This window comes from Streptomyces sp. NPDC004065, assembly GCF_044903565.1.
GTDB lineage: Bacteria > Actinomycetota > Actinomycetes > Streptomycetales > Streptomycetaceae > Streptomyces.
The window spans coordinates 45,398-63,109 of record NZ_JBJDQT010000007.1 but is presented as its reverse complement, the minus strand read 5'-3'; the positions used below and the strand labels follow the sequence as shown (position 1 = coordinate 63,109).

13 protein-coding genes are annotated in these 17,712 nt (G+C 72.7%); 12 read left to right on the top strand and 1 reads right to left on the bottom strand.

What is annotated here, in order from left to right; genetic code table 11:
* Window positions 1-161: 161 nt before the first annotated feature.
* The 4 genes from ACI2LW_RS10905 to ACI2LW_RS10890 all read left to right on the top strand — a co-directional run bounded on the left by ACI2LW_RS10905 (window position 162) and on the right by ACI2LW_RS10890 (window position 6,996).
* Window positions 162-821 (top strand): LuxR C-terminal-related transcriptional regulator, encoded by a 660-nt coding sequence (locus ACI2LW_RS10905; RefSeq protein ID WP_404730863.1) that lies wholly within the window; start codon window positions 162-164, stop codon window positions 819-821.
* A gap of 195 nt (window positions 822-1,016) precedes the next feature.
* On the top strand, window positions 1,017-4,208 hold the full coding sequence (locus tag ACI2LW_RS10900) for a hypothetical protein (protein ID WP_404730862.1): 3,192 nt from the start codon (window positions 1,017-1,019) through the stop codon (window positions 4,206-4,208).
* The gene (locus ACI2LW_RS10895) at window positions 4,205-4,909 is read left to right on the top strand and encodes a DUF4255 domain-containing protein (protein WP_404730861.1); all 705 of its coding nucleotides are present in this window, start codon (window positions 4,205-4,207) and stop codon (window positions 4,907-4,909) included. Before ACI2LW_RS10900 ends, ACI2LW_RS10895 begins: the two co-directional genes overlap by 4 nt.
* A 53-nt stretch (window positions 4,910-4,962) precedes the next feature.
* Window positions 4,963-6,996 carry an AAA family ATPase gene (locus ACI2LW_RS10890; protein WP_404731002.1) on the top strand — a complete coding sequence of 678 codons (2,034 nt, stop codon included), beginning with the start codon at window positions 4,963-4,965 and terminating at the stop codon, window positions 6,994-6,996.
* A gap of 63 nt (window positions 6,997-7,059) precedes the next feature.
* Here ACI2LW_RS10890 and ACI2LW_RS10885 read toward each other — a convergent pair whose 3' ends face one another.
* Window positions 7,060-8,604: a DUF4157 domain-containing protein gene (locus ACI2LW_RS10885; RefSeq protein WP_404730860.1), complete on the bottom strand. Its 1,545-nt coding sequence runs from the start codon at window positions 8,602-8,604 to the stop codon at window positions 7,060-7,062.
* Between the two features lie 245 nt (window positions 8,605-8,849).
* Between ACI2LW_RS10885 and ACI2LW_RS10880 the strand changes: the two genes are divergently transcribed.
* The 8 genes from ACI2LW_RS10880 (at window position 8,850) to ACI2LW_RS10845 (ending at window position 17,690) form a co-directional block, all read left to right on the top strand.
* Window positions 8,850-10,412: a phage tail sheath family protein gene (locus ACI2LW_RS10880; protein WP_404730859.1), complete on the top strand. Its 1,563-nt coding sequence runs from the start codon at window positions 8,850-8,852 to the stop codon at window positions 10,410-10,412.
* Between the two features lie 34 nt (window positions 10,413-10,446).
* A complete protein-coding gene (locus ACI2LW_RS10875) occupies window positions 10,447-10,887 on the top strand; it encodes a phage tail protein (protein ID WP_020938519.1) in 441 nt (146 codons plus the stop codon).
* On the top strand, window positions 10,884-11,381 hold the full coding sequence (locus ACI2LW_RS10870; protein ID WP_020938518.1) for a zinc-ribbon domain-containing protein: 498 nt from the start codon (window positions 10,884-10,886) through the stop codon (window positions 11,379-11,381). The genes ACI2LW_RS10875 and ACI2LW_RS10870 overlap by 4 nt, the downstream gene beginning before the upstream one ends.
* A complete protein-coding gene (locus ACI2LW_RS10865) occupies window positions 11,378-11,536 on the top strand; it encodes a DUF6760 family protein (protein WP_020938517.1) in 159 nt (52 codons plus the stop codon). The genes ACI2LW_RS10870 and ACI2LW_RS10865 overlap by 4 nt, the downstream gene beginning before the upstream one ends.
* Window positions 11,537-14,177: 2,641 nt before the next feature.
* Window positions 14,178-14,576: a hypothetical protein gene (locus tag ACI2LW_RS10860; RefSeq protein ID WP_404730858.1), complete on the top strand. Its 399-nt coding sequence runs from the start codon at window positions 14,178-14,180 to the stop codon at window positions 14,574-14,576.
* A gap of 39 nt (window positions 14,577-14,615) precedes the next feature.
* Window positions 14,616-15,041 (top strand): phage tail protein, encoded by a 426-nt coding sequence (locus ACI2LW_RS10855; protein ID WP_317441981.1) that lies wholly within the window; start codon window positions 14,616-14,618, stop codon window positions 15,039-15,041.
* Between the two features lie 76 nt (window positions 15,042-15,117).
* Window positions 15,118-15,840 (top strand): LysM peptidoglycan-binding domain-containing protein, encoded by a 723-nt coding sequence (locus ACI2LW_RS10850; RefSeq protein ID WP_404730857.1) that lies wholly within the window; start codon window positions 15,118-15,120, stop codon window positions 15,838-15,840.
* On the top strand, window positions 15,837-17,690 hold the full coding sequence (locus ACI2LW_RS10845) for a VgrG-related protein (RefSeq protein ID WP_404730856.1): 1,854 nt from the start codon (window positions 15,837-15,839) through the stop codon (window positions 17,688-17,690). Before ACI2LW_RS10850 ends, ACI2LW_RS10845 begins: the two co-directional genes overlap by 4 nt.
* Window positions 17,691-17,712: the final 22 nt, after the last annotated feature.

Genomic DNA, 17,712 nt, shown 5'->3' with positions numbered 1-17,712 from the left:
GGGCAAGGTGCGGGCAGTCGCGATGCCCCGACAGTCACCGTCAACTCTCATGTATTCAGGGGGCATTGATGTTTCCCGTCGCAGCCCGCGCGTCGCCCTCAGGTGCTCGCCACGCCCCAGCGCCCAGCCCCCTACGAATTCATGAAACAGGTAAAACTCCCATGTCCTGTGCACAAGACAAGAGCCTGCCCGGACACCGGAGCCGGGTGACGGTGGCCGTGTACGCCGCCGATCCGGTCCTGCGCGTCGGCGTCGTCCACCAGCTGCGCCAGCGCCCCGAGGTCGACCTGCTCGACGACGCCGACGCGGCGCGGGCCCAGGCGTCACTGGTGGTCGTGGACACCGTGGACGACCACGTGACGGCCCTGCTGGACCGGCTGCGGCTCAACACCGCCACCCGCACCGGCCTCGTGGTCGGCACCCTCGGATCCGGCGCGCTGCAACGCGTCATAGAGTGCGGCGTCGCGGCGGTGCTGCGGCGCTCCGACGCGCACCAGGACCAACTTCTCCAGCTGGTCCAGGCGATAGCCGACGGGGAGGGTGTACTCCCCGGCGACCTGCTCGGCAAGCTGCTCAGCCATGTGAGCAGCCTCCAGCGCTCGGCACTCGACCCGCGGGGCCTGTCGCTGTCCACGCTGACCACGCGCGAGGCGGACATGCTGCGCCTGGTGTCGGAGGGCTTGGACACGGCGGAGATCGCCCGCAAGACCTCGTACTCGGAACGGACCGTCAAGAACGTCCTGCACGAGATAATCACGCGCCTCCAACTGCGCAACCGAGCCCACGCGGTGGGCTTCGCACTGCGCAACGGACTGATTTGACACCGGCGTTGACGCCGCAGGGGCAACAAGCCGGGGGCGACCTACGGGAAACCCGCACTGCCCGAAAGCGCACCGCGCGTTTCCCTCGGGTACGGCCCCGCCGCCCTGCCGCGCCGCGCACGTCCGGTACAGGGTGGCGGAGGCGATCCGGATGGGCACATCGGGATGCCGCACCAGACTGCGAAGGGGACCGTGATGGGAACGGCTGACCCCGGCGGCCGGTACCGCCTGGGGAGACTCGGAACGTCGTTGCTGCTGCTGATCCCGCTGCTCGGGGTGACGGCGGCCTCCGGACAGAGCAGCGCCGCCTCCGCCCCGCGCGCGGCCGACGCCACGGACACCCGCGTCGCGTACGCGGGCACCCGGCACCGCAGCCTCGGCACGGTGGCCTCGACCACCTCCAGCACACCTCTGTTCGGCGACGGCCCCGTCCACAACGATGTGCAGCCGTCCGCGCTCGGTGACCAGATGGTCTTCGCGAGCCGCCGCGACGAGAAGAACCCGCAGGTCTACCTGCGGGCCGCGGACGGTTCGGTACGGCGTCTGACCACCGGCCGGGACGCGGCGCACCCCCGGCTGACGCCGGACGGGCAGTCCGTGGTGTTCGACTCGGCCGAACCCGGCGGCACGGGCGGCGGGACGCAGCGCGACCTGTGGCTGGTACGCACCGACGGCACCGGCCTGACGCGGCTCACCGACACCTCCGCCAACGAGGAGTGCCCGACGGTCTCCCCCGACGGGCAGCGCATCGCGTACGGCAGCGACAGCGATCCGCTGGCCGGCGAGCAGATCTACGTACGGCCCCTGAACGGCGGCACCGCCACCCGGATCACCTCCCCGGCGAACGGCACGGCCTCCGAGCCGTCGTGGAACCCGGTGAACGACGACGTGAACCGGGACTGGATCGCGTACACCTCCACCACCACCGACAACGGGCAGTCCGTGCCCCGGCTGCGGATCACCAACGGGACCAGTGACGAAGCGCTGTTCGCGGGCAATTACGCGGGGTGGCGTGCCCACGGGGCATCGTGGTTGCCCGACGGGGACCAGTTGGTGTTCCTCAGCCCCGAGATCACCTGCACGTGCGAGGGCGACTACGACCACGTGTTCAAGTCGACCGCACACGCGGACACCGAGCCCGGGCTGGTGCTCAACGAGAACCGGGAGGTCCTCTCACCCACCTGGCTGGGACCGGTCAACGGCGGCGGCGTGGTGGTGGAGCGCGACTCGGCGGCCACTTCGCACGTGGTGACGCTGCAGGACGCCCGCATCGACGGGTCCGACCCACGCGACCTGAACCTGACGATCCTCAACGAGGACCCGGCGGCCGACACCAACACCGATCCCACCAAGGACCCGCTGTTCCAGCCCGCCGCCGGCTCCGACCCGTGGACCGAGCGGCAGAACTACACACCCGACGGCCGCCGGATCGTCGTCACCCGCTTCGAGACCAACGCCGACAACCAGCGGATCGAACGGATCTGGCTCGCGGACGCCGACGGCACCGACGCGCAGGCCATGCCCCTCGCGGGACGCGGCGCGACGGACTGGGACACCGACCCGACGTTCTCCCCGGACGGCAAGTACCTCGCCTTCACCCGGACGTCGCCGGGCGGCGTCGGGGACGCCGCGGGCCCCAGCCGCATCCTGATCGCCGACGCGGCGACCGGCGCGATCACCGGCCGGATCACCCCGCCGGCCGGGCAGCAGCAGGGCGAGGACGCCCAGCCCACCTGGTCCTCCGACGGCACCACCCTGGCCTTCACCCGCAACGAGGTGATCGGCGGGAGCGGCGGCAACAAGCACATCTGGACCGCGCCGGTGAACCACCTGGACCGGCAGCGCGACCTGAGCGCCACGATCTGCCCGGGCAACTGCCAGGTCATCGACGACAGTCCGGCGTTCTCCCCGGACGGCCTCACCATCGCCTTCAACCGCAAGAGCGGCGGCGGCGCAGTCGACGAACGCGACGGCATCCTCCTCACGTCCCTGTCGGGCGACGACTGCAAGGTTCTGCTGCCCACCGCCGCGCGCAACGTCCCCGGCGCCTGCCAGACGGATCTGCCGGACACCTCGGCCACCGGTCCGTTCCAGCCCCGGGACGCCGCCTGGACGGCCGACGGCAAGGGCCTGGTGATCAGCTCCCGTGCCGAGGTTGCCGCCAACAGCCCTGAGAAACTGCGCTTGTTGGACGTCGCGTCCGGCGACCTCACCCCGCTCACCGCGGAGCTCGGGGGCCGGCAGAAGGAACCCAGCGTCCAGCAGTCCGTGGACCTCGCGGTGAACGCGCCCGGCACCGTCCCGGCGGTCACCGTCGGCAAGACCACCACCATTCGTGTCGATGTCGTCAACAACGGCCCCGCTGCCTCCCCCGGCACCGAGCTGACCGTCGCCCCGCCGACCGGCGTGCAGATCACCAGGCTGACCTATCCCGGCGGCACCTGCGACGCCGCCTCACTACAGTGCACCGTCGGTGTCGTGCCGCCCGGCACCACCGTGCCGGTGACCGTCACCGTCACCGGGGCCACCCCCGGCAACGCACCGATCGACTGGTCGGTCACCGGCACCGTCCTCGATCCGCAGCCCAGCGACAACACGGGCCGCACCGTGGTGCCGGTCGTCCAGGCCACGCCCCCGACGACCCCGACACCCACCCCGACACCCACGCCGACACCCACGCCGACACCCACGCCGACACCCACCTCTCGGCCCACCGTGCCCCCGGCTCCGGGTGAGCCCGATGCCGGGCCCGGTCTCCGCCTCACCGCCCAGCCGAACCCCGGATACGTCGGCGGGCGCGTCGTGGTCACGTACACCGTGCGCAACGGCCGCAACGCGCTGGCGACCGGACTGCGGCTGCACATCGGCCTGCCCAAGAGCATTCCGAACAACGGGCAGCCGGAGGGCTGCGACAAGAACTGGGTGTGCGCGCTGCCGGACCTGGACCAGGGCGCGAGCACCGTCGTGCGGGTCGTCCTCAGCCCCAAGAAGGCCCTGACCACCCACGTCACCGGCAAGCTCACCACCACCGGGACGGACGCCGACAAGGGCGACAACAGCGCCCGGGAGCGGCTGCGCATCCTCCAGCCGCGCATCATCGCGGTGCCGGCGATCGGCAGGCCCGGCTTCGTCACCTCGGTGCGCGGCAAGGACTTCCCGCCGGGCGTGCCGGTGCGGTTCACCTGGAAGCCGGGGATCACCGCGGCGGCGGCGCCCACCATTCCGCTGCCGAACGGCACCTTCACCGGCCAGCTGCTCATCCTCGCCAAGGACGAGACCGGGCCCCGGATCATCACCGCCAAGGGCCCCGGGTTCTCCCCGGTGACGACCGACTTCCTGGTGGTCACCGGCAGCGTGCAGCCGCCGGACGAGGTGACCCGCCGGTGATCCACGAGGTCGACGAGGGGCTGCGCCGGCTGCTCGGCGAGTCCGGCCTGGAGGCGTCGGGCGTCGACGTCGTCTTCGACGCCCCCACCCGGGACTGGGCCGCGCGCCGCAGCGCCCCGACGGTCTGCGTCTTCCTGTACGACATCCGGGAGGACGCCGTCCGGCGCGGCAGCGGCTCCGGAGAGGTGTACGACGAGGACGGCCAGCTCGTGGCGCGGCGCTCCCCGCCGCGCTGGTTCGAGCTGACGTACCTGGTCACGGCGTGGGCGACCCGCCCGCAGGACGAACACCGGCTGCTGTCACAGGTGCTCGCGACGCTGGTGAGCACCGACACGCTGCCCGCGCGGCTGCTCACCGGCACGCTCGCCGAACTCGGCCTGACCGTGGGCCTGGACACCGCCGGAACCGGGTCCGACGCACCGGCCGCCTCCGACGTGTGGTCGGCCATGGGCGGCGAACTGAAGGCCTCCCTCTCGCTGCGGGTGCGGGCGCCGCTCGCCGGCATCACCAAGGCCGTCGCACCGCCGGTCACCGAAGGCCTCGTCGTGCGCGCCACCTCCCGCGGCGAGGACGCGGGGCCGGGGCGCAGGCTGCGCTACACGGAAACAAGTGACCCGGGTCCGGACGGCGGCTGCGCCGGCCCGCGTGAACGCCCGCCCGCCCCCGCCCGTCGCCGCCGCAGGGGGGACCGCCAGCCGTGACGCACACTGCCGAGGCGGACGCCGAAGCGGGACACCTGTGGGTGCGGCTCCGCATGGTCGAGGAACGGGTGCGGCACGCGGTGGCCGTCCGGCGCGCCGCCGATCCCGATCCCGACGACCCCTACCGTGGCCAGTACCTCACTCCCGAGGCAGTCGCCCGCGTCCTGGACGAACCGGGCGGTCTCGACGTGCCCGCTCACGAACCCCCGCATCCCCCGGCCGGCTCCGTCCTCGGCGGTCTCGCCGCACGATTCGGCCTGTCCTCGCTGGATCTGGACCTGCTGCTCGTCGCGGTGGCGCCCGACCTGGACGCACGGTTCGAACGGCTCTACGGCTACCTCAACGACGACCTGACGCGTCGTCGGCCCACGGTCGGGCTCGCCCTGGAGCTGTGCGGGCTCGCGGGAGCGGCGTCCGCGCGCTTCCGGCTGACCCCCGATGCGGCGCTGGTCGCGAGTGGTCTGGTGGAGGTCACCGAGCCGGAACGACCGCCGCTGTCGCGGGTGTTGGTGGTTCCCGACCGGGTCACCGGACACCTCCTGGGGAGCGCGCAGCCCGATGCCCGCCTCGCCGGGGTGCTCGGCGAGGCCCGCGAGGACCCGACCGCCGAGGCGGCGGACGTCCACCGGGCCGCGGCCGCGGCCGGCACCGGCCTCGTCCAACTGCGCAGCCGGGGCGGCGACGCCGAGGGACTGGCCGTGGCAGCCCTGCACGCGGCCGGGCTGCGCCCGCTCGTCCTGGACGCAGCGGCACTCGCCCGGCGCCCGGGCGACGTACCGGCGCTCGCCCGCGTGGCCGCGCTCGAAGCCCGCCTGACGGGTGCCGGGGTCGTCCTCGGTCCCCTGGAAGCACTGCCCGGGGAACCCGCCGAACGGGCCCGCACGCTGGGGGCGTTGTGCTCGGCGCTGCGCGGGATTCCCCTGCTCACGCACGGCACCCCCGGCTGGGACCCGCTGTGGGCTGCCGACACCCCCGTGGTCCTGACCGTGCCGGCGCCCACTCCCGAGCGGCAGGCCGCGCGCTGGCGGCACGCTCTCGACCGGGCCGCCGGTGACAGCCCTGGCCATGGCCTCGCCAACGGCTCCGGGACCGGCGACGCCGATGAGCTCGCCCGCGCGGTCGCCGCGCACCGCCTGGATTCCGGGCAGTTGCGCCGCGCCGCCGACGTGGCGGTCCGCATGGCCACCCTCGCGGGCCGCCCGGTCCTCCCCGACGACCTGCGCACCGCCGTACGGGCCCAGAACGGCGCCGGGCTCGACCGGCTCGCCCGCCGCGTGGAGCCGGGAGTCGGCTGGGACGACCTCGTGCTGCCCCCGACCACTCACCGGCGGCTGCGCGAACTCGCGCTGCGCGCCCGCCATCGCGAGCAGGTGCTCGGGCAGTGGGGGATGCGGCCCGGCGGCGGCCGGGGGCGCGGCGTGATCGCGCTGTTCGCCGGCGAGTCGGGCACCGGCAAGACCATGTCCGCCGAGGTCGTCGCGGCGGACCTGGGCATGGACCTGTACGTGGTGGACCTGTCCACGGTCGTCGACAAGTACGTGGGGGAGACCGAGAAGAACCTTGAGCGGATCTTCACCGAGGCGTCCGCGGTCAACGCGGTGCTGCTCTTCGACGAGGCCGACGCGATCTTCGGCAAGCGCTCCGAGGTGAAGGGCGCGCACGACCGGCACGCCAACATCGAGTCGGCGTACCTGCTGCAGCGCATGGAGTCGTTCGACGGGATCGCGGTGCTGACCACCAACCTGCGAGCCAACCTGGACGAGGCCTTCACCCGCCGCCTGGACGTGGTGGCGGACTTCCCGGTGCCCGACGCCGGCCAGCGTCTCGCCCTGTGGGAACGGTGCCTGGGCGACCGGCTGCCCCGGGCCGAGGACCTGGACCTCGCCTTCTGCGCGGCCCGCTTCGAACTGGCCGGCGGCTCCATCCGGGCCTGCGCGGTGACCGCGGCCTACCTCGCGGCGGAGTCCGGGAGCCCGCTCAGCATGCGGCAGCTGGTGAGGGCGGTCGCGCAGGAGTACCGCAAGCTGGGACGGCTGGTCCTGGAGGGCGAGTTCGGGCCTTACCTGGCGGACGCCCTCGACGCCTGAGACGCGGGCGGCGGGGCCCGAAGACGGCGGAACCGTCTCCCCCCGGTCTCGACACGGAAGACCTCAGACCTTCTTCCACTTGGCGCCCACTTTCTTCCACCGTTCGAGGGCGGGCGGGGAGAGTATCGCGCCTCCGTACTCTTTTTCGTGAAGGCGCTGCGCCTCCCTCAGCTTGTCCGCAACGGCCCCCCAGTCGACGGCGGGCGCGTTCGCCAAGCTCAGTGCGTCCTTCAACTCGCTCGACCGTGGCGTCATCGCGCCCTCAGGCGTGTAGTTGAAGTCGCTTCCGGACCCCGGGTCGCCTGTCCTCGTGTCACTCGCCGGTCCTATTTCCAGGTTGGCCGGCATGTTGTGCAGGGCTTTTTTGTTCGCCGCGGTCGAGTCGAGTACCGTCCGTACCTCGTCCAGGAACTCGAACAGCGGTTTCGCGTTCGCCCTGTCCCTCTCGGCCGAGGCGAGTACAGCGTCCAACTCGCTACGGGAGATCTTGTGATGGAGGGTCGTCCTGTCGCCCCAGGTCCGATGGTCCTTCCGCATGTCCGCATGTGCCGAAGTGACCGCGCTCGCCGCCCAGTCACTGCTGCCGCCGCCCGTACCCGCGAACCCGGACGCGTGTTTCGCGGTTTCGATCTCCGCGAGAAGATCCTCCAGCATCGATTCGTCATTCTTTACTTGGTCGAGCGTGAAAAGATCCCTTCCGGGTTCGATTCCGATCTGTTCGAGGATGTACTCCTTCTCGTTCTGCTTCTTTGCCTTGAATTCTTCGCTGCGTCCCTCGAAGTACTCCATTATTTCCTCGAACACGGTCTTCGAGGAAGTGGCAGCCGCGGCGGGTGGGTTGTCTCCCGCCGGCTTTTTCGTCTTCTTCTTCTTGGGGGGCATGCGCTGCACCTCGGCCGACGCCTCGGTCGTCCGGTGCGCGGCGTCGGCGGTGTGGTCCTCGACCGAGCGCTGGACCTCCGCTCCGCCCCGCATCACCTGCTCGGCCCTGCGTTCGGCCGACCTTTCGAACCGGTCGGAGGGGTCGCTGATGCTCAGGCCGCTGCCGTCATCGGTACCGGCCACGGCTCCTGTCCGCTGCTGGCGGACGTGCTCCAGTTCATGCGCGAGGGTCTTCTTGTCGATCGCGCCGCGCAACACGATGTGACGGGTGCCGGTGGTGTACGCCTCGGCCCCGACCGCCTCAGCGGAACGCCGGGCAGCGGCGCCGGTGTGGACCGCGACGTCGGAGAAGTCCTCGCCCGAGAAGCGGGCTTCCATCTCCCGCTGCAGCGAGGCGGGCAGTCGGCTGCCGGCGGACCGCACCACGGAGTTCACCGCGTCGGCGGCGCCTGGCTGCGCCGCGGCTTCCCGGTCGTGTCCCGCGCCGTGCTGATGCGCCGAGTGAGCGTCCTCGTGCACCTGGGCGGGCGCGCGTCGGGCGCGGCGGGCGATCATGCCGGTCACCGCGGCGTTGCCCGCGCCGCCCTGCGCCGCCCGCAGCACGTCGGCGCCGAGCGGGGGCGGGACGGCGGCGCCGGCCGAGGACGTCTCCCGTCGGGCGGCGGCTACGCCGCGCACAGGCTGCTCGGCCTCGGTCTTCCCGGTACGCCGTCCGGACCTCTGCATCTGCTGCCTCCTCGTCGGCGCACTTCTGCTGCAGCCCCAGTCGACAGCACAAGCCGACCGGGCGTCCAGGTCCGCACGGGCAGTGCGAGGGCAAAGGCGGGTGATGTCCGGACGGTCCGTGCGGGAGGTACGGAAAGGCAGCGGGCCTGCCCCCAACCAGGTCCCCGGGTCCCTGCCGCCCGCCGCACCCGCCCCGCAGACTCGGCCTGGACACAGGTGCCCCGCAAGGACGTGAAGGAGCAAGCATGCCGACGTACCTCACCCCGGGTGTGTACGTGGAGGAGGTGCAGTCCGGTGCCCGACCGATCGAAGGGGTCGGCACCGCCGTCGCCGCGTTCGTAGGGTTCGCCGAGCGCGGCCCCTTCCACGCGCCGACGCTGGTCACCAGCTGGGACCAGTACTCCCAGACGTTCGGTGGTTTCACCGAGGGCACCTACCTCGCCCACGCGGTCTACGGCTACTTCGCCAACGGCGGCGGCGCCGCGTACGTGGTGCGCATCGGCGGCTCCGCCGAGGACGCCTCCGCCCCGTCCGCGGCCAGCGGCCGGCGGCGTCAGGGCATCAAGGCCGTGGAGTCCGTAGAGCTCGGCGGCTTCCTGGTCGCGGCCAAGCCGGGCGTCTCCGGCGTGTCGGTGGAGATCGCCGACGCGGACGGCGAGAACCCGCCGGAGGACCGCTTCAAGGTCCTGGTCCGCCAGGGCGACCAAGTGGCGGAGACCTACGAAGCCTCCACCCGCAAGAACGTCAGGGGGTACCTGGTCAACCAGGCCCGCGCCTCCAAGCTGATCGAGGTCACCGAGCAGCGGGGCGCCGCCCAGAGCAAGCCCGCCGCCCAGACCGTGGCCCTCCCCGACGCCCCGGACGGGCCCGCCGCGAACGGCTCTGTCGAGGTGGTCCGCCTCGACCCCGCCGAGTACGTCGGCGACGCCGCGGCCCGCACCGGGTTCGCCGGACTGGAGACCATCGACGAGATCACCATGGTCGCCGTGCCGGACCTGATGAGCGCCCACCAGCGCGGCGACATCGACGCCGAAGGCGTACGCACCGTGCAGCTCGCCGTCATCTCGCACTGCGAGCAGATGGGCGACCGGGTGGCCGTCCTGGACACCCCGCCCGGGCTCTCCGCCCAGCAGGTGCGCACCTGGCGCAACGACGAGGCGGGCTACGACTCCCGCTACGCCAGCCTCTACTACCCGTGGGTGCGGGTCTTCGACCCGGCCGCCGGGCACAACACCACCGTCCCGCCGAGCGGTCACATCGCCGGTGTCTGGGCGCGCAGCGACGCCGAACGCGGCGTGCACAAGGCGCCCGCCAACGAGGTCATCCGCGGCGCGGTGGACCTGGAGGTCCGGCTCAGCAAGGGCGAGCAGGACCTGCTGAACCCGATCGGCGTGAACTGCGTACGGGCCTTCCCCGGCCGGGGCATCCGGATCTGGGGTGCCCGCACCCTCTCCTCCGACCCGGCCTGGCGCTACCTGAACGTGCGCCGCCTGTTCAACTACCTGGAGGAATCCATCCTCCTGGGCACCCAGTGGGTGGTCTTCGAGCCGAACGACGACCGGCTGTGGTCCAGCATCCGGCGCAATGTCACCGCGTTCCTCACCGAGGAGTGGCGCCGGGGAGCCCTGTTCGGCCGTACCGCCGAAGAGGCGTTCTACGTGAAGTGCGACCGCGACAACAACCCGCAGGAATCGATCGACCAGGGCCGCGTCGTGTGTGAGATCGGCGTCTCGCCGGTCAAGCCCGCCGAGTTCGTGGTGTTCCGGCTGGCCCAGTTCTCCGACAGCACCAGCCTCATCGACGAGTGACCTGCGGGTCAGCAAGGAAAGGTGACAGACAGTCATGGCAACGGGCGATGCTCTTTCCACCCACGTCTTCGGCGTGCAGCTCGGTGGCTACCTGGTCGAGTCGATCCAGGAGATCAGCGGGCTGACCGTCGAGGAGGAGGTCGTCGAGGTCAAGCAGGTCAGCGCCGAGGGCAAGCAGATCATCCGCAAGCAGCCCGGAGCACGGCAGGCCGGTGAGATCACGATCACCCGGGGACTCGACCAGAGCAGCGAGTTCACCAAGTGGATCAAGGAGACCCTGAACAACGGGGCCGTCAACACCGCGCGGCAGAACCTCACCATCGAGATCAAGGACACCGAGGGCAACACGGTCCGCCGCATCCAGCTGATGCAGGGCTGGGCCTCCAAGTGGGAGGGCCCGTCGCTGAAGGCGGGCGAGTCCGCCCCGGCCACCGAGTCCGTCACGATCACGTTCGAGGAGATCGTCGTCGAATGAGGCGCCGTACGGTCACGGCGGGCAACCTGGAGGAGATCCTCCAGGCGACGGCGCCCGCCCAGACGTCGGAGCAGCAGGCGGCGGCCACCCCGGCCGCCGCCCCGCCGCGCCGGGAGGACCACGGGCTGCGCACGGAGTTCGAGTTCGAGCTGCCGCGTGGGTACGTGGACGACGACGGCACGGTGCACCGGCACGGCTCGATGCGCCTGGCCACCGCCCGGGACGAACTGCGGCCCCAGATCGACCTGCGGGTCAAGGAGAACCCGGCGTACCTGAGCGTGGTGCTGCTGAGCCAGGTGATCACCCGGATCGGCTCGATCACGGACGTGCACGCCGGGGTCGTGGAGCGGATGTACGCCACCGACGTCGCGTTCCTCCAGGACTTCTACCGCCGGGTCAACAGCGAGGGCCACACCCGCGCCGCGGTGACCTGCCCGCACTGCGAGGGCGGCTTCGAGGTCGACCTCTCGGGTGGGCGCCTGGGGGAATCGTGACGTACGCCCTTCCCCGGCTCCGGGAGGAGATCGCGTACATCGCCTACCACTTCCACTGGCAGCGCGAGGAGATCCTCGACCTGACCCACGACGAGCGCCGACAGTGGGTCGCCGAGATCGCCCGCATCAACACCCGCGTGAACGAAGGCGGTTGAACGCATGGCATGGCGGGACAGACTGCGCCGTCGGGCCGCCGCGCCGGACACCGCACGCCGTCCGGGTGCGGACCGCTCCGGCGCCGCGGGGAACGGTCCGGCCGGCGACGGCCCGGACCAGGGCACATCCGGCGACGGTACTGACCGCGGCGAGTCCGGCGGCCGGGGTTCCTCCGTGCCCGGCGACTGGGACGGCGGCTGGCGTGGCACCGCGCCGCCGCAGCTCACCGTGGCCCGCTCCCCGCTCGGGGTGAGCGACGGGCTCGTCTTCCGTGCGGGCCTCGCCTCCTGGCAGAACCCGTCGTTCGACTCGGGTCTCGGCCACGCGGTGCTGTCCGCCGCCCCGACCGGTCTGGTGCGCGGCGTCGCCCGTCCTGCCACCCCGCGGGCCACCCGGGCCGGCGGGGGTCCACTGCTGCTCCGGGCGCTGCGCCCCGAGGGGGCGGGTGGCGAGGCGGACGGTGCGTTGGATGCCGGGAGTCCGGCATCCGTCGCCGCACGGTCTTCTCGTAGCGGTACTGGAGCGGCGGACGCAGGATCCGGGCGAAAGCCCGCGGTGGCGCGCCCTGGGGGCAACAGCCCTGTGGCGAAGAGAAGTTCGGGCGTCACCCCCCAGACCCGCGGCCTTGCGTCCGCCGAATCCCCAGCCGCGCTCCCCGCGTCCTCGCCGCCCGTCCAGCGTGCCGTGCTGCCGGGTGCCGATCCGGTCGTGACCCCCGCCGACCCGGACCATCGGACGACGGCCGCTCCGGCGATTCCCCTGGTACGGCGTGTGTCGGTGCTCCCGGGCGCAGCCGCGGGCGGTGGAGCGACCCGGCCCGTGTCGCAGGCGTCGTCCGGTTCCGGGGGCCGTACGCCTTCCGGCCCGGCCGTCCGGGCCGTCCCGGTGGCACCTTCCCTGACTGTCGCCCGGCGCATGTCCGGACCGTTACGCCGCGTCACCGCGCTGCGGCCCGCTGCCACTCCGGCACCCGGCAACGCCACCACCACCGCCGCCGTACAGCGCGCCGCCACGAGCGAGCCAACCGGCAACGCCACCACCGCCGCCGTACAGCGCGCCGCCACGAGCGAGCCAAGCCGCGCGCCTCTCGGCGCCCCGACACGCGAACTGCGCTCCCCAGCCGCGCCGTTGACGGAGGAAGCTCCGGCGCCGCACACCGCGTCCGGCCCGGCGTTGCCTGTCGTCCAGCGTCAGGCGGAGGGCTCGGACGTGGCCGGTGCGCAGGGGACGGAGCCGGCTGCCTCCGGCGGCGCCCGGGTGCGCGGTGGTCTGGGTGCGCCGCTGTCCGCGTTGCCGCCGAGTGCCGAGCTGCCCGGTGCCCCCGCCCCCAGTTCAGGCACCTCGCCCGGTCCGACGCTGCCCGTCGTCCGGCGCCAGGCGGACGACGTGGCCGACACGCCGCGCCTGCACGACAGCGGCGCGCAGAATGCCCCGGACGGCGCCCGGGTGCGCGGTGGTCTGGGTGCGCCGCTGTCCGCGTTGCCGCCGAGTGCCGAGCTGCCCGGTGCCCCCGCCCCCAGTTCAGGCACCTCGCCCGGTCCGGCGATGCCCGTCGTCCAGCGCCAGGCGGACGATGTGGCCGACACCTCGCGCCCACACGAGTACGGCGGCGCCCAGGGGACGGCCGACCGCGCCCCCAAGGGCGCCCGCGGCGGCCTCGGCGCTCCGCTGTCCGCGCTGCCGCCCAGCGCTGATGTGCCCGGCGCCACCGCATCCCGCGCTCCCGCCGTCCAGCGCGCTCCGGCACAGGGCGGCAAGCCCCACACAACTCCTTTGCCAAATAAGGCAGTTGGCGACCGGACGCCCTCCACCGCCGGAGCGGAGGTGCCGCTGCTGGGGGCAGGCGACGTAGTCCAGCGCCGTCCTGCGGACGACTCCTCTGCCGGGGGCGCCGCGTCGCCGGGCGTCGTGCACCACGGGAGCGGGTCGGCAACGCCGTTGGTGATGTCGTCCGCAGCGGCACCCGCGGCTGCCGTAACCCCGGAAAGCCCGGCAGGAGACGTACGACTGCCCGGTACGAGGTCCGGCGGTCAGGCCTCGTCCGGCGGGCAGCGGCCCCGGGCCCCCGGTTCGCCGAGCCCGGTCGTCGTCGCCCGAGCCGTAGCCGGGGCGACCGGAGGCGCTCAGCCGCACCGTGCGGCCCCGCTCACCGTCACCCGCCCCGGCGCGCCCTCCGGCCCGGCGGCACCCCGCACCCTCCAACTGCTCCCCGCCCGCCCGCTCACCCTGAGCACCCGCGCCACTGAAGGCGCGGCACCGCCCGTCGCCGCCCGCTCCGGCGGCCGTCCCGTGGTGGCGGCGCGCCGGCCGGGCGTACCGGCTGCCCCGCCGGCTGACCCCGGGCGTCCGACGCCAGGGCCGTCCCCGGTCGCCCCGGCGACCCCGCAGGTCCGGCGGGCCGTGGCCGCGCCGCCCGCCGGACGGGAGAACTCGGGCGTACGAAGCGCCAACTCGGCAGGTCCGGCAGGTTCCCCCAGCCCCGTCCAGCGTGTCCCGGTCGTCCGGCCCGCACCGCCGGGTCAGGGGCCGGTCGGCTCGGCCCCCGCCGTCCCGGCCCGATCCCTGCCGGTCACCGCCGCGCAGGCGCCGCAGCTCGCGGACCGCCCGGCGAACGTCCCGGCATCGGCTCAGCCCGTCCCCGTGGTCCTTCCGGTGACCGGCGGGAGCGGCCGGACGGCGACCCCCGTCCAGCGCGACATCACCGACACCACCGGCGCCGGCCTGCTCATGGGCGCAACGACGAAGGCGGAACGGGACCGGGCACGCGAACGTTCGCGACCGGCCGCCACGCCGTCCGCCGCCGGCCTGCTCATGGGCGGCACGGCGAAGGAAGTTCCGGCGCACGGCCGTTCGCGCTCGTCCTCCACCTCGTCCGCCTCCGGCAAGAACGCGGAGCAGCGCGCCGAGGCACCGAAGGACCCTGGTCTCGACCTGGACGACCTCGCGCGGCGCCTGCTCGACCCGATGGCCCGGCTGCTCCGCACCGAGCTGCGGCGCGGCCGGGAGCGCACGGGCCGCCCCTACGACGGACGCCGCTGAGGGCGTGGAACGTGAGCGCACGGAACGGATGACGGACGCATGACCGACAACATCTTCGCCACGAGCGTGTTCTTCAAGCTCGCCATCGGCGGCAACGACCTGGGCGCCTTCCACACCTGCTCCGGCATGGGCGCCGAGGTCGAGATGGAGAGCTACGCAGAGGGCGGCAACAACGGGTTCACCTGGCAACTGCCCGGCCGCGTGACCTGGTCGAACATCACGCTGAGCCGGCCGGTCACGGCCGATACGGCGAAGATCGCCCGCTGGCTCGACGAGACGCTGAAGCGGGTGACGCCCAAGGACGGCGAGATCGTGGCGCTGAAACCGGACCTGACCCGGATCATCAGCTGGCAGGTGTCCGGGATCGTCCCGGTGCGCTGGCAGGGACCCTCCTTCGACCCCGCCAACTCCGAGGCGGCGGTGGAGACCCTGGAGATCGCCCACCAGGGGCTGCGCCCGTCCTGACCCGCCGGCACGCACCGCTCCCACCCGCCGCCGCCCCTGAGACTTACCCCCACGCCCCCGGAAAGGAGGTCCCGACATGTGTGCAGCGCTCCGCTCCAGTCGGACCAGGGCCCAGCTGACCCTGAAGGAGCCACCGACCTCCGTCGGCGCGAAGCCCGGCGGGACGATCACGCAGCTCAACCTCCAGTTCAACCCCTCCACGCTGCAGTTGAGCAAGACCACCGAGTGGCGGCGCACCCCGTCCCGGATGGCGGGGGAGTCCGCGCTGCCCGAGTTCGTCGGCAGCGGCCCGCGCACGCTGAGCCTTGAGGTGTTCCTGGACGCCACCGCCACCCACGACAACTCCGTGGAGAAGGCGGTGGAGAAGCTGATGAAGGGGTGCGTGCCGACCAAGGCCAGCCTGGGCCGCAAGAAGCCGGCCAGCCCCTGGGTGCGGTTCGAATGGGGGACCGCCCGGACGACCTCCTTCGACGGGGTGCTCTCCAGCCTGTCGGTGTCGTACACGCTGTTCGACGTGGACGGGAAGCCGCTGCGGGCCACCTGCTCGCTGTCCATCGAGGAGGCGAGTGTCGATCCGCCGGGCCAGAACCCGACGTCCGGCGCGCGCACCGCCCGCAGCACGCACATCGTCGTGGCGGGCGACAGCCTGGCCCTGCTGGCCTGGCGGGAGTACGGCGACGCGACGGCCTGGCGGCTCATCGCGGAGGCGAACGACATCGACGACCCCATGGCGCTCGAACCCGGCACCGAACTGGTGGTGCCGGGGCTCAGCGACGCGGGCGCTGAGGAGGAGCGGTGACCACACCCGAGGCACGGGGGGGCCGGTCTTTCGCGGCGGACCCCGTCGTTGAGACGCCCGGCGAACTTCCGCCGATCTGGGCCGCCCAGCTGGTGAGCTGCGTGGTCGACGAGAACGTGGGCCTGCCCGACGCGGCGGTGCTCACCTTCCGCGACCCCGACCACGAGTTCCTGCAGTCGACCGGCATCACCATCGGCACCCCGCTCAAGGTGTCGGTGGTCACCGTGTCCGGGCAGGCGCGCGAGCGGCTGTTCAACGGCGAGGTGACCGGCATGGAGGTCGACCGGGACAGCACCGGCTCGTTCACCGTGGTGCGCGCCTATTCCAAGGCGCACCGCCTGCAGCGGGGCCGGAAGGTGGTGGCGTACCGGAACATGACGGCGTCGGCGATCGTCCGCAAGGTCGCCGCCGGGGCCGGGCTGACCTGCGGGACCGTGGAGGCCGCGCCGGTCACCTACAAGCAGCTCTCGCAGGCGAACGTGTCCGACTGGGACTTCCTGCAGTTCCTGGCGGACGAGAGCGGCGCGCAGGTGCGCGTCGACGACAAGGGCGTGCTGCAGTTCACCAAACCCGAGAAGGCGTCCGGCGCGCCCGCGCCCTCGACCCCGGCCACGCGGAACCCGATGGTGCTGGAGTACGGGCGGAACCTGCTGGCGCTGCGGGCCTCCCTGTCGGCCGCGGACGGGGCCTCGCAGGTGGAGGTGCGCGGCTGGGACGTCACCACCAAGAAGCCGCTGGTGGCCCGCAAACCGTCGGTGAACAGTGACACGGTGGTGCCGGGGCTGAGCCCGGCGCTCGCCGCCCGGTTCGGCAAGTCGTCGAAGCTGACCGTCACGGACACCCCGTACCGCACCCAGGCCGAGACGACCGCGGTCGCCGACGCCGTGGCCGATCAGGTCAGCGCGCGGTTCGGCGAGTTGGAGGTGCTGGCCGAGGGCAACCCCCGGCTGCGGGCGGGCAAGCCCGTGGCGCTCGGCAACGTCGGGCAGGCGTTCTCCGGCAAGTACACGGCGACGGCGGTGCAGCACGTCCTGGAGCCGCACGGCGGATACCGGACGACGGTGTGGGTCAGCGCCAGCCCGGACCGCTCCCTGACGGGCCTGGTGACCGGTGCCAACGCGCCGGGCCGCGGCCCGCGCATGCCGGGTCTGGCGATCGGCGTGGTGACGGACGTACGCGAGCAGGGCGGCGCTCAGAACGGCGGGGTGCGGCTGAAGTTCCCCTGGCTGGACGACACTTACGTCACCGACTGGGTGCGCACCGTGCAGTGGGGCGGCAAGGGCGGCGGGGGAGTGGTGAGCCCCGAGGTCAACGACGAGGTCCTGGTGGGCTTCGAACAGGGCCTGCTGGACAGCCCGTACGTCATCGGCGGCCTCTACAACGGCGTGGACAAGCCGTCGCCGCACGACATCCCGCTGGTCGACAAGACCACCGGTAAGGTCAACCGCCGCTCCATCGTGTCGCGTTCGGGGCACCGGGTCGAGTTGCTGGACGCGAGGGCTCCGGGCAGGTCGGGCGTCCGGCTCAGGTCCGCCGACGAGCGCCTCGAAGTGTTCCTCGACAACCGGCGCGACCGGATCGAGCTGACGGTGTACGCCGCGAAGGGCGGTACAAAACCCCTCTCCTCCGTCGTGCTCGACAAGAAGGGCATCACCCTGGACGCACGACAGGGCGAGGTGAGCGTGTCGGGCCGGAACGTGGACATCAACGGCAGGGTCGGGGTGAAGATCGGCGGCCGCACCGTGGACGTCGACGGCAGCCAGTACGTGAACATCAAGGGCCGCACGGGCGTCACCGTCGACGGTGGTCTGCTCGGCGTCCTCAAGGCCAAGCTCATCCGGATCAACTGACCTCAGTCCCCTACCTGCCGCA